10 protein-coding genes and 1 pseudogene are annotated in these 12,032 nt (G+C 69.2%); 5 read left to right on the forward strand and 6 right to left on the reverse strand.

The window, feature by feature from the left end:
- Positions 1-106 precede the first annotated feature (106 nt).
- Positions 107-364, forward strand: coding sequence for a WhiB family transcriptional regulator (locus BA175_RS09140; protein WP_003953983.1), 258 nt, complete (start codon positions 107-109; stop codon positions 362-364).
- Positions 365-539: 175 nt separating this feature from the next.
- Here BA175_RS09140 and BA175_RS09145 read toward each other — a convergent pair whose 3' ends face one another.
- Positions 540-2,009 (reverse strand): sensor histidine kinase, encoded by a 1,470-nt coding sequence (locus tag BA175_RS09145; protein ID WP_069170795.1) that lies wholly within the window; start codon positions 2,007-2,009, stop codon positions 540-542.
- A 374-nt stretch (positions 2,010-2,383) separates the two neighbouring features.
- Positions 2,384-2,566, reverse strand: a pseudogene (locus tag BA175_RS30500) (SAM-dependent methyltransferase); the annotation flags it as partial.
- A 166-nt stretch (positions 2,567-2,732) separates the two neighbouring features.
- On the opposite strand from BA175_RS30500, the gene nagB reads away from it, so the two are divergent.
- Positions 2,733-3,518 (forward strand): glucosamine-6-phosphate deaminase, encoded by a 786-nt coding sequence (nagB, locus tag BA175_RS09150; protein WP_069170796.1) that lies wholly within the window; start codon positions 2,733-2,735, stop codon positions 3,516-3,518.
- 254 nt (positions 3,519-3,772) lie between these two features.
- Here the strand turns inward: nagB and BA175_RS09155 are convergent, their stop codons facing one another.
- The 4 genes from BA175_RS09155 to BA175_RS09170 all read right to left on the reverse strand — a co-directional run bounded on the left by BA175_RS09155 (position 3,773) and on the right by BA175_RS09170 (position 8,805).
- Entirely contained in the window at positions 3,773-5,299 is a 1,527-nt protein-coding gene (locus tag BA175_RS09155; protein WP_069170797.1) for a glycoside hydrolase family 3 protein, read from the reverse strand.
- 8 nt (positions 5,300-5,307) lie between these two features.
- On the reverse strand, positions 5,308-6,180 hold the full coding sequence (locus BA175_RS09160) for a carbohydrate ABC transporter permease (RefSeq protein WP_069170798.1): 873 nt from the start codon (positions 6,178-6,180) through the stop codon (positions 5,308-5,310).
- Complete coding sequence (locus tag BA175_RS09165; RefSeq protein ID WP_069170799.1) at positions 6,177-7,214, reverse strand: carbohydrate ABC transporter permease; 1,038 nt, start codon at positions 7,212-7,214, stop codon at positions 6,177-6,179. The genes BA175_RS09160 and BA175_RS09165 overlap by 4 nt, the downstream gene beginning before the upstream one ends.
- Before the next feature lie 292 nt (positions 7,215-7,506).
- Positions 7,507-8,805, reverse strand: a complete 1,299-nt coding sequence (locus BA175_RS09170; protein WP_069170800.1) for a sugar ABC transporter substrate-binding protein — start codon at positions 8,803-8,805, stop codon at positions 7,507-7,509.
- 285 nt (positions 8,806-9,090) lie between these two features.
- Between BA175_RS09170 and BA175_RS09175 the strand changes: the two genes are divergently transcribed.
- From BA175_RS09175 to mctP, 3 genes are all read left to right on the forward strand, one after another.
- Positions 9,091-9,861 (forward strand): GntR family transcriptional regulator, encoded by a 771-nt coding sequence (locus BA175_RS09175; protein ID WP_069170801.1) that lies wholly within the window; start codon positions 9,091-9,093, stop codon positions 9,859-9,861.
- Between the two features lie 186 nt (positions 9,862-10,047).
- Positions 10,048-10,302, forward strand: a complete 255-nt coding sequence (locus BA175_RS09180) for a DUF3311 domain-containing protein (protein WP_069170802.1) — start codon at positions 10,048-10,050, stop codon at positions 10,300-10,302.
- Positions 10,299-11,933 (forward strand): monocarboxylate uptake permease MctP, encoded by a 1,635-nt coding sequence (gene mctP / locus BA175_RS09185; protein ID WP_069170803.1) that lies wholly within the window; start codon positions 10,299-10,301, stop codon positions 11,931-11,933. The genes BA175_RS09180 and mctP overlap by 4 nt, the downstream gene beginning before the upstream one ends.
- Positions 11,934-12,032 lie beyond the last annotated feature (99 nt).

Below are 12,032 nucleotides of genomic sequence, written 5' to 3' on the forward strand. Positions count from 1 at the left end.
GACCACAACCAGTTCACCTGGGCGTCGGACCTTCGTCTGCGGGGGGATTCGTGAAAGCGTTCACATTCACAAGCACCGTATGTAATACCAAGGAGAGGTAGCAGCCATGGACTGGCGTCACAACGCCGTTTGTCGTGAGGAAGACCCCGAGCTGTTCTTCCCCATCGGCAACACCGGTCCTGCGCTGCTGCAGATCGAGGAAGCCAAGGCCGTCTGCCGTCGCTGCCCCGTCATGGAGCAGTGCCTGCAGTGGGCGCTCGAGTCCGGCCAGGACTCCGGCGTCTGGGGTGGCCTCAGCGAGGACGAGCGCCGCGCAATGAAGCGTCGTGCCGCTCGCAACCGGGCGCGTAACGCCAGCGCCTGACCGACGCCCCCGCACCACGAGCCTCAGCCAGGCGGCGCGTACAGAGCGTACGCACAGTCCCGCCTTCGAGTCGCAGCGCGCAGTACCCCCGAAGCGCATCGCACCGTGAGCACCACAGTGGGCCCGGACCGTCACCACGGTCCGGGCCCACTGTGCTGTCCGGCTCCAGCTCCGGCTACGTGAGGCTGTTGCGAACGGGGATGTCCAGCACGACCTGGGTGCCGCGCTCCGGACCGGGCACCATGCCGAACGTCCCGCCCAGTTCCCCTTCGACCAGGGTCCGTACGATCTGCAGTCCGAGATTGCCGGCCCGCTGAGGGTCGAACCCCTCGGGCAGACCACGCCCGTCGTCCGCGACGGTGATCAGCAGCCGGCCCTCGGACGGCGAACCTCCGCGGACCGCGGACACCTCCACCGTGCCGCGCTCGGCCACGGCGAAGGCGTGCTCCAGCGCGTTCTGCAGTACTTCGGTGAGCACCATGGAGAGCGGAGTGGCGACTTCCGCGTCAAGGATCCCGAAGCGGCCGGCGCGACGGCAGGTGACCTTGCCGGGTGAGATCTCGGCGACCATCGCGATGACGCGGTCGGCGATCTCGTCGAACTCGACCCGCTCGTCCAGATTCTGGGACAGCGTCTCATGCACGATCGCGATCGAACCGACGCGCCGCACCGCCTCGTTGAGCGCCTCCCGGCCCTGCGGGGAATCCATCCGGCGGGCCTGGAGGCGCAACAGGGCGGCCACCGTCTGAAGGTTGTTCTTCACCCGGTGGTGGATCTCCCGGATGGTCGCGTCCTTGGTGATCAACTCCCGCTCACGGCGGCGCAGTTCCGTGACGTCCCGGAGAAGTACGAGCGAACCGATGCGGACGCCCTTGGGTTTGAGCGGAATGGCCCGCAGCTGGATCACCCCGCCGGCCCCCTCCACCTCGAACTCCCGGGGCGCGTACCCGCTCGCCACCTTCACCAGGGCCTCGTCCACCGGCCCGCGCGACGGGGCGAGTTCGGCGGTCGTCGCACCGAGGTGATGGCCGACGAGATCGGAGGCGAGGCCGAGCCGGTGGTAGGCGGAGAGGCCGTTGGGGCTGGCGTACTGGACGACTCCGTCGGCGTCCAGCCGGATGAGACCGTCACCCACGCGCGGCGACGCGTCCATGTCCACCTGCTGGCCGGGGAAAGGGAAGGACCCCGCGGCGATCATCTGGGCCAGGTCGGAGGCGGACTGGAGGTAGGTGAGCTCCAGCCGGGAGGGGGTGCGCACGGTCAGGAGGTTGGTGTTGCGGGCGATGACCCCGAGGACCACGCCCTCGCGGCGCACGGGGATCGACTCGACCCGTACGGGCACCTCCTCGCGCCATTCCGGGTCGCCCTCCCGCACGATGCGCCCCTCGTCCAGCGCGGCGTCCAGCAGGGGCCGGCGGCCGCGCGGCACCAGGTGGCCGACCATGTCGTCCTGATAGGAGGTGGGGCCGGTGTTGGGCCGCATCTGGGCCACGGACACGTAACGGGTCCCGTCGCGCGTGGGCACCCACAGGACGAGGTCGGCGAAGGACAGGTCGGAGAGCAGCTGCCACTCCGAGACCAGCAGATGGAGCCACTCGAGGTCGGTATCGCTCAGGGCTGTGTGCTGGCGGACAAGGTCGTTCATGGAGGGCACAGGTGCGAGCGTACCTGTGGAAACCGAGAGGTTCCGAACCCGTCCGCCCCGGGGTACGTGACACTGTGCGGGGACGGACCTCCCGCGAAAAAGGCCGTTCCGGCGGATGGACACGGACTTTGGTCTAGTCCACAATGCAGCGTGTGCGTGCATCACGCACACGACGACCTCCGCTCTCCCCGCACAGGAGAGCGGACCGAGGTGACCGGCGCTCTCTGCCCTGACTGCGCCGGCCCTCCAGTGGCCGGAGGCACCGCACACCGCCGGCCAGGCAGCTCCGGGCTGCGGTGCCGGACGGGCTGAGGGTCCCGCCCCGGCGCCGCGGCCCGCGGGTGTTTCGGGGACCCACCCCCACCCCGCCGGCGACGCCTCGTCGCCGTGCCGGTCCCGGTGTCCTCGACCGGCCAGCCGAGCCGCGCGCAGGCGCACCACACCGAGGAGCGGTGCGGCAGCACACGGAGCGCCCCGGCACCCAGCTCCTCGGTCAGGGCCCGGCCGATGCCGTAGAACATGGGGTCGCCGCTGGCCGGCACCCCGCTCCGGACCCCCCTCCCGCCCCACCCACTCGGGGCCGCCGGCTCCCCGTCCGCCGACGGGGCGACGGCCGGCGGCGCACGTATGACCGATTCACCGCCGAGCCCTTCCGTTCTGCTAGATTGGCCTCTCGATTGGTCTATACCACATGACGGCACACTCCAGATCGGCAGGCACAGCGTGGAAGTTGTCATCGTCCCGGACGCCACGGCGGGCGGCGAACTCATCGCGGAGGCCATCGCGGCCCTGCTGAGCCGCAAGCCCGACGCCCTGCTCGGCGTGGCCACCGGCTCTACCCCGCTGCCCATCTACAAGGCTCTCGCGGCGAAGGTCCGTTCCGGTGCGGTCGACGCCTCCCGTGCCCGGATCTGCCAGCTGGACGAGTACGTCGGGCTGCCCGCCGGCCACCCCGAGTCCTACCGTTCGGTCGTCCTGCGCGAGGTCGTCGAACCGCTCGGCCTGCCAGAGACCTCCTTCATGGGCCCGGACGGCAGCGCCGAGGATGTCCAGGCCGCCTGCGAGACCTACGACAGGTCGCTCACCGAGGCGGGCGGGGTGGACCTCCAGCTGCTCGGTATCGGCACCGACGGGCACATCGGCTTCAACGAGCCGTGCTCCTCCCTCGCCTCCCGCACCCGGATCAAGACGCTGACCGAGCAGACCCGGATCGACAACGCCCGCTTCTTCGACGACGACATCGAGCAGGTGCCGCGCCACGTCATCACCCAGGGCATCGGCACGATCCTCGAGTCCCGCCACCCCGTGCTGCTGGCCACGGGGGAGGGCAAGGCCGACGCGGTGGCCCGGACGGTCGAGGGGCCGGTCGCCTCGGTCGTCCCCGCATCGGCGCTGCAGCTGCACCGGCACGCCACCGTGGTGGTCGACGAGGCGGCCGCGTCCAAGCTGAAGCTGGCGGACTACTTCCGCGCCACCTACGCGGCCAAGCCGCGGTGGCAGGGCCTGTAGGGCGCCGCACCGTACGACCGAGGGCCGGGGCACCCGTGACGGGTACCCCGGCCCTCTCGTCGGGCCGTACGCCGCGTCCAGGCCCTGTTGCGAAAGGGACGCCGTCTGCCCCAAGGACAGGTCCGGGGGCGTCCGGTGCGTGCGCTCGCACGGCGGAGGGTCGTCCCGGCAGTGGATATACCGGGATGATCCCGACAACGCGGCGAGTGCGCGTGCCAGGCGTCGCCGGGCGGACGGGACCTACGAGACACGGCCTAGTCCTGCGGCGCCACTCCGGTGATCACCTCGGCCGCCGCGACCCCGCAGACCCGGGCAGCGCCGTACGTGGCGACGTGCAGGGCTCCCCGGGCAGGCGCCGCGGGCAGTCCCATCTCGACCACGACCGTGTCGGGGCGTGCGGCCAGCAGGCCGTCCAAGGCCTCGGCCATCCACGCGTGGCGGTGCTCGTCCCGGACGACGGCGACGATGCGCCGCTCCCCCGCGGCCCGCAGCACCTCGTCCACCGCGGCCGAACCGTACGTGTCGGTCCCGGTGCCCGGCAGGATCCGCGCCAGCTCCGCAGCGACACCCCACGGGGTCTCGGAGCCCACCGCGATGTTCGCGACGGGGGTGAACGCGGCGACGTACACCGGCCCGGCCGGAGCGCCTGCGGATCCGGTCACCCGCACGGCGCGGCGGGCCGCGGCGAGTCCGACGTCCGCGGCGGGTCCGGTGCCGGGCGCGGTCCCCTCCTGCACTGCCGCGCCCGGCTCCGGAACGGCCCCCCTGACCCTGCGCGTCCAGGACGCGAGGGCCCGGACCCGTGCGGCGGCGTCGGCCAGCCGCTCCTCGGGCAGTTCGCCGGTCCGTACCGCCGCGACCAAGGCGTCGCGCAGCCGCAGCACGGTGTCCTCGTCCGCCAGCCCGCCGCCGACACAGATGGCGTCGGCGCCCGCGGCCACGGCGAGGACGGAGCCGCGCTCGATCCCGTACGTACCGGCGATGGCGTCCATCTCCATGCCGTCGGTCACGATCAGTCCCTCGTACCCCAGCTCCTGACGCAGCAGTCCGGTGAGGATCCGGGGGCTCAGCGTCGCGGGCCGGGTGGGGTCGAGTGCGGGAAGCAGGATATGTGCACTCATCACGGATTTGGAACCCGCGGCGATGGCCGCCCGGAAGGGCACCAGCTCACGGGCGTGGAGGGTCTCCAGGTCCACGTCGATGCCCGGCAGAGCGAGGTGCGAGTCGACCGCGGTGTCGCCGTGGCCGGGGAAGTGTTTGGTGCAGGCCGCCACACCGGATGCCTGGAGGCCCTCGATGTACGCGGCGGTGTGCCGGGCGACGAGGCCGGGGTCCGCGCCGAAGGAGCGCACCCCGATGACCGGGTTGGCCGGGTTCGAGTTGACGTCGGCGGACGGCGCCCAGTTGAGGTTGACCCCGCACTCGGCCAGCCGGCGGCCGAGTTCGCGGGCGACGGACCGGGTCAGCTCCACGTCGTCGACGGAGCCGAGGGCCAGATTGCCGGGGAAGGAGGACCCGTCCCGGACCTCGAGCCGGGTGACGTCGCCCCCCTCCTCGTCGATCGCGACGAGGACGTCGTCGCGCTCGGACCGCAGCCGTGCGGTGAGCGCGGCGAGCTGCCCGGGAGAGTGGATGTTCCGTCCGAACAGCCCGACGGACGTGAGGCCTTCGCCGACCCGGCGCAGCAGCCAGTCCGGTGCGGTCGTCCCGGTGAAGCCGGGCTGAAGAACGGCGAGAGCGTCACGGGTGACGGTGTCCGTGGTCGATACGAGGGTGGTCATGGGGCGCGTCATCCCTTCACGGCGCCGGAGGTGAGCCCTGTGGCCATCTTCCCCTGAATGATCATGAAGAAGATGACGACCGGGACCGAGATGAGCGTGGAGGCCGCCATCAGGGCGCCGTAGTCCGTACCGCGTTCCGTGGTGAAGGTCATCAGCCACACGTTGAGCGTGTACTTGGAGTTGTCGTTGATCAGGATGTAGGCGAAGAGGTACTCGTTCCACGCGTTGACCAGCGCGAAGATGGAGGCGGCCGCGAGGCCGGGCGCCAGCAGCGGGAAGATGACCCGGCGGAAGGCCCCCATGCGGGTGCAGCCGTCCACCATCGCCGACTCCTCCAGCTCGACCGGGATGTTGATCACGAAGCCGCGGATCATGATGGTCGCGAAGGGCAGCGTGGACACGAGGTAGACGACGATCAGCCCCCAGTACTCGTCGATGCCGCCCAGGGCGTTCAGCTGGAGGTAGATCGGGATCAGCATCGCGGTCGGCGGCAGCATCTGGACCAGGATCATGACCATCATCAGCGCCTTCCGCCCGAAGAAGCGGAAGCGCCCGATGGCGAGCGCCGCGAGGGTCGCGATGACCATTCCGCCGACGACGGCGGTGACGGAGACGATGAGGCTCGACTGGATCGCCGTGGCGAAGTTGTCCTGCTTCACCGCCCGCGCGAAGTTGTCGAAGGTGAGGGAGGACGGCCACAGCGTCTGGTCGTACGACCGGATCTCGTGGTTGGGCCTGAGCGAGCTGACGATGAGCCAGTACACCGGGAAGGCCATGAGCGCGGCGGTGACCAGCGCCAGAATGTTGTAGCCGAGGCGGTTCCTGCTGCGGTCGGGCCGCAGGACCTGGGCCGGCGGGTTCGTGGGCGTGGAGGCGCTCATTCGACCTCTCCCGTCTTGATCAGCTGACGCAGGTAGTAGACGGCGACACCGGAGAGCATCAGCACGGTGATCAGCGCGATCGCGCTGCCCTGGCTGAAGGAGGTGGACTCGAACGCCTTGGAGAAGGAGTAGAGGCCGAGTGTCTCGTAGTCGGGTTCCGGCTTGTTGCCCCGCAGCAGCCAGATCTGGCCGAAGACGTTGAAGTCCCAGATGACCGAGAGTGTGGCGACCATGGTGAAGACCGGCTTGATGACCGGCCAGGTGACGAAGCGGTACACACCGAACGCGGAGGCTCCGTCGAGGGCCGCCGCCTCCTCCAGTTCCCTGGGGACCTGGGTGAGGGCCGCGTACAGCGTGATGACGACGAAGGGGATGGCACCCCAGACGACCAGGAGCGTGATGATGCCGAAGCCCTGCCAGGGGTCCAGGAACCAGTTGTGGCCGAGCCACCTGTCCTCGTCGCCGGTGATGTCGGCGAGCAGGGTGTTGATCAGGCCGTAGTCGGAGTCGGCCAGCCAGCGGAAGACCGAGGCGGCGACCATGAGCGGCATCGACCAGGCGGCGATCAGCGCCACGGTGAGGGTGAGCCGCACCCAGGTGGACAGCCGCAGCATCATGAGGGCGATCAGCAGGCCGATGCCCATGGTCAGCACCACGCACAGGGTCATGAAGACGACCGTGCGCCCGGTGACCGACCAGAACTCCGGGTCGCCGAGGATGTTGGTGAACTGCTCGAAGCCGACCCACGGGGTCTCGCCGTTGCCCCACAGGGCCGCCCGCCCCAGGTCCTGGAAGGACATGATCACGGTCTTGATCAGGGGGTAGACGTAGACGGCGGCGATGGCCAGGATCGCGGGCAGGATCAGGAGGTAGGGGAGGAGTTCCCCGCTCTTCCGCCGCTTCTTCGGGCGGGTCCGGGCGGCGTCCTGCCCGGAGGGCGAGGACGGCGAGGAGGGTGGGGTCCCGATCTTCTCCGGGGCGCGCGGTACGGGCGGGACCGGTGGACCGGCGGCCTGGGTGTCGGCAGCAGTCACGTGACTGACCTTCCATCGGGATTCCGGGGGTCTCCACCCGGGAATCACGGCGTTCTCGACCTTGGGGAAAAGGGGGCGGGGGCCCGGTGTCCACCGGTCCCCCGCCTGGAGAGCCGAAGGCTCCGGACTAGTGCCGCGGCAGGCAACGTTTGCCCGTCAAGGAGCGGCGTCGGGTGCGTGCTCTCGGCGTGCCGGCCGGAAGTCCTTGTACTGGACGTACTTGGGCTTTCGGCCGGTGCGGCGAGAGTGCGTGCCGGGCGTCGCGACGGGGCGAACGTTGCCTGTTGCGGCACTAGCTGTTGATCAGCTCGTCGATCTTGGCGTCGGCCTTCTTGGCGGCGTCGGCGACCGAGGCACCCTTGAGGATCTCCAGGAGCATGTTCTCCAGGACCTCCTCCTTCTCGATCGAGGTCCAGCCCGGCGCGATCGGCGTGAACCAGGCGTCCGGCACTGCGTTGGCGACGGCGGCGGTCTCGGGCTTGGACTTCAGCGGCTCGAGCTGCTTCTCGTTGTTCGGGAGGATGTTCTTCGCGGTGAGGACGTCCTGCGACTTCTCACTGGTGAAGAGGGAGACCCACTCCTCGCCCAGGTCGGTGACCTTGGACTTGGCGGTCACCGCGAGGTCCGAACCACCGATGAAGGACGGCAGGGCCTTGCCGTTCGGGCCGGGCATACCGGCCGTGCCGATCTTGCCCTCGAGCTTCGGGTTGCCGTTGTTGGCGCCGTCCACGACGGAGCCGGCCTCCCAGCCGTTGCCGTAGATGAGGGCCGCCTTCTCGTTGGCCATGACGTTGGCGTGGTCCTGCTCGTCCTTGGTCTGGTCGGCCTTGTTGTACTTCTTGACCAGGTTGACGAAGTGCTCGATGCCCTTCTGGGACTCGGGGGAGGAGAGGTTGCCCTTCCACTCCTTGGCGCCCTCGTCGTACTCGGCGATGGACCCGCCGTAGCCCGCGACGTAGGACATGGCCGCGTACCAGTAACGGCCCGGCAGGTAGAGGGACGAGAAGCGCTTGTCCTTCTTGCCGTACTCGGCCGAGACCTTGTCGAGCGCCGCGAGCATCTCGTCCTCGGTCTGCGGCAGGGCGTCGCTGCCGGTGCCCTTCTTGAGCATGTCCTTGTTGTAGATCGCGACCCGGGCACCCGCGTAGTAGGGCACACAGAACTGCTTGCCCTCGAACGTGCAGGTGTCCTTCAGGCCCTTGATCCAGGAGTCCGAGTTGTCGTACTTCCCGGGGTCGATCTCGGCGAGGGCGCCGTTGAGGATGTACTGCATCGTCTCGGTGTTGCCGAGCTCGACGACATCGGGGAACTTGTCGCCGCCGAGGGCCGTGTCGAGCTTCTTGGCCTTGTCCGCCCACTGCTGGTACTGGACGTCGACCTTGACCTTCGGGTACTTCTTGTTGAACTGCGCGTTGACGTCCTTGACCAGTTCCGGCCACGTGCTCTGCGCGTCGACCATGAGCCAGACCGTCAGGTTCCCGGTACGGTCCTTCGGGTCCTTCGAAGCGTTGTCGTCGCCGTCCCCACCACACGCCGCGATACCGGTCATCATCGCCGCGACACCTACCGCCGCTATGAGCTTGCGCTTCACGCCACACCCTCCTCAGGGAACCAGCAACCCCCCGCCCACCGCGAAGACGTACGCCTGGTACTGCCTGTGGGGCTGGGACCTGGTCTTTAATGGTTTAGACCAGTACGGGGAGCTTGGCCTAGACCTTTAGGGGTGTCAAGGGTGTATAAGAAGTGCACTCGCGTCCGTTATAGGACCGACACCTAAGGGAGGGCGACGACCCGTGACCGGACCGTGCCACCATGTGAGCCGCTACAGACGGAGGAGCCGGTGACGGCAGCAACGCAGCAGTCGGGAAGGCGGGCCATGGGTGCCGACGGGGGCAGCAGTACGAGTGAGGCCGGTGCGGGTGCGGGTGCGCGTACCGCACGCGTCCCCAAGTACTACCGGCTCAAGCGCCATCTCCTGGACATGACGGGCACCATGCCGCCCGGCACCCCGGTACCGCCCGAACGCACCCTGGCCGCCGAGTTCGACACCTCGCGGACCACCGTGCGGCAGGCCCTTCAGGAGCTGGTCGTCGAAGGCCGGCTGGAGCGCATCCAGGGCAAGGGGACCTTCGTCGCCAAGCCGAAGGTCTCCCAGGCCCTGCAACTCACCTCGTACACCGAGGACATGCGCGCCCAGGGGCTGGAACCCACGTCCCAGCTGCTGGACATCGGATACGTCACGGCGGACGACACGCTCGCCGGGCTGCTGGACATCACGGCGGGCGGCAGGGTGCTGCGGATCGAACGGCTGCGCCTCGCCAGCGGTGAGCCCATGGCCATCGAGACCACCCATCTCTCGGCCAAGCGCTTCCCCGCGCTGCGCCGTTCACTGGTGAAGTACACCTCGCTCTACACCGCGCTGGCCGAGGTGTACGACGTCCGGCTCGCCGAGGCCGAGGAGACCATCGAGACCTCGCTGGCCACCCCGCGCGAGGCGGGGCTGCTCGGCACGGACGTGGGCCTGCCGATGCTCATGCTGTCCCGTCACTCCATCGACGGACACGGCGAACCGGTGGAGTGGGTGCGCTCGGTGTACCGCGGCGACCGCTACAAGTTCGTGGCCCGCCTGAAGCGGCCCGCCGACTGAGCGTCCGCGCTCCGGCGAGGCGGCCGGTGCGGTGGATCCCCCGGCGAGCGCGGGCGATCCGTCCTGCCGGACGACACCGGACCGTTGCAGGACCGCAATGCGGACAGGGGGTGACGGTGGCCGGAACCCTCGCCTAGATTTCCTGCGCATTACAACAGGTGATCAGCGAGGGGACGGAGTCGCCGTATGTCCGAAGATACCGATGCCAAGCCACCGGCCGTGACACCCGCGAGGGTGGTCATCGCACTCTGCCTGGTCGCGCCGTTCGTGGCGATGCTCTGGGTGAGCTCGTACGCGAAGGTCGAACCGACCTTCATCGGCATTCCGTTCTTCTACTGGTACCAGATGCTCTGGGTGCTCGTCTCGACCGCACTGACCATGGTCGCGTACAAGCTGTGGCAGCGTGACCAGCGCGCCCGCAAGGGAGGTGCGTCAGCATGAAGGACGGCGTGAACGGCGTCGCGCTCGCCGTTTTCATCTTCTTCTTCGTGGCCGTCACGGTCATCGGGTTCATGGCAGCGCGCTGGCGCAAGGCGGAGAACGAGGCCAGCCTCGACGAGTGGGGCCTGGGCGGACGGTCCTTCGGCACCTGGGTCACCTGGTTCCTCCTCGGCGGCGACCTCTACACGGCGTACACCTTCGTCGCCGTGCCCGCGGCGATCTACGCGGCGGGAGCGGCGGGCTTCTTCGCCGTCCCGTACACGATCCTCGTGTACCCGCTGATCTTCACCTTCCTGCCGCGGCTCTGGTCCGTCTCGCACAAGCACGGCTACGTCACCACCTCGGACTTCGTCCGCGGCCGGTTCGGCTCGAAGGGCCTCTCGCTGGCGGTCGCCCTCACCGGCATCCTCGCCACGATGCCGTACATCGCCCTCCAGCTGGTCGGCATCCAGGCCGTGCTCGACGTCATGGGTGTCGGCGGCGGCGAGACCACGCACTGGTTCGTCAAGGACCTGCCGCTGCTGATCGCGTTCGCCGTGCTCGCCGCGTACACCTACTCGTCGGGGCTGCGCGCGCCCGCGCTCATCGCGTTCGTCAAGGACGGCCTGATCTACCTGGTCATCGCGGTGGCCATCATCTACATCCCGATCAAGCTCGGCGGTTTCGACGACATCTTCGCCAAGGCGGGCGAGGCGTTCTCGCAGACGAACGAGGCCACCGGCAAACCGCGCGGCGCCCTCGTCCCGGGCGAGATGGGTCAGTGGGGCTACGCCACACTCGCCCTGGGATCCGCACTCGCGCTCTTCATGTACCCGCACTCGATCACGGCGACGCTCTCCAGCCGCAGCCGCGAGGTCATCCGCCGTAACACCACGATCCTGCCGCTGTACTCGCTGATGCTCGGTCTGCTGGCCCTGCTCGGGTTCATGGCCATCGCGGCCGGGATCAAGGTGGACAACGGCCAGCTCGCGATCCCGCAGCTGTTCGAGAACATGTTCCCCGACTGGTTCGCCGGGGTGGCCTTCGCCGCCATCGGTATCGGCGCCCTCGTGCCGGCCGCGATCATGTCGATCGCCGCGGCGAACCTCTTCACCCGCAACATCTACAAGGACTTCCTCAAGCCCGACGCGACCCCCGCGCAGGAGACCAAGGTCTCCAAGCTGGTCTCGCTCCTGGTGAAGGTCGGGGCGCTCGCCTTCGTCCTCACCATGGACAAGACCGTCGCGATCAACTTCCAGTTGCTCGGCGGCATCTGGATCCTCCAGACGATGCCCGCCCTGGTGGGCGGCCTGTTCACCCGCTGGTTCCACCGCTGGGCCCTGATCGCGGGCTGGGCGGTCGGCATGGTCTACGGCACGGTGGCCGCCTACGGTGTCGCCAGCCCGACGCAGAAGCACTTCGGCGGCTCCTCCAAGGAGATCCCGGGCATCGGCGAGATCGGTTACATCGGTCTCACCGCGTTCGTCCTCAACGTCGTCGTGGTCGTCGTGCTGACGTTCGTCCTGAACGCCGTGAAGGCCCCGGCCGGGGTGGACGAGACCTCGCCCTCCGACTACACCGCGGACGCGGGCGACCCGGGCGTCACGGTGGAGCTCCCGCCGGCCACGGCGGGCGCCCCGGGCGGTCACTGACCCCCTCGGCACGCCATCTTCCGTCCCGGCGGGGTCCGCCCCGCCGGGACGGACCCATGACGTGGGCCGCTTCCGTCCCGGAGAGGGTGCGGCGGGTCT

Source organism: Streptomyces griseus, from assembly GCF_001715295.1.
In the GTDB taxonomy this organism is placed as follows: domain Bacteria; phylum Actinomycetota; class Actinomycetes; order Streptomycetales; family Streptomycetaceae; genus Streptomyces; species Streptomyces griseus_G.

Bases quoted from the DNA above. Each gene is read 5' to 3' on its own strand.
- mctP (WP_069170803.1), top strand. From the start codon at position 10,299: ATGAAGGACGGCGTGAACGGCGTCGCGCTCGCCGTTTTCATCTTCTTC.
- BA175_RS09140 (WP_003953983.1), top strand. From the start codon at position 107: ATGGACTGGCGTCACAACGCCGTTTGTCGTGAGGAAGACCCCGAGCTG.
- BA175_RS09155 (WP_069170797.1), bottom strand. From the start codon at position 5,299: ATGACCACCCTCGTATCGACCACGGACACCGTCACCCGTGACGCTCTC.
- BA175_RS09145 (WP_069170795.1), bottom strand. From the start codon at position 2,009: ATGAACGACCTTGTCCGCCAGCACACAGCCCTGAGCGATACCGACCTC.
- BA175_RS09160 (WP_069170798.1), bottom strand. From the start codon at position 6,180: ATGAGCGCCTCCACGCCCACGAACCCGCCGGCCCAGGTCCTGCGGCCC.
- BA175_RS09175 (WP_069170801.1), top strand. From the start codon at position 9,091: ATGGGTGCCGACGGGGGCAGCAGTACGAGTGAGGCCGGTGCGGGTGCG.
- BA175_RS09180 (WP_069170802.1), top strand. From the start codon at position 10,048: ATGTCCGAAGATACCGATGCCAAGCCACCGGCCGTGACACCCGCGAGG.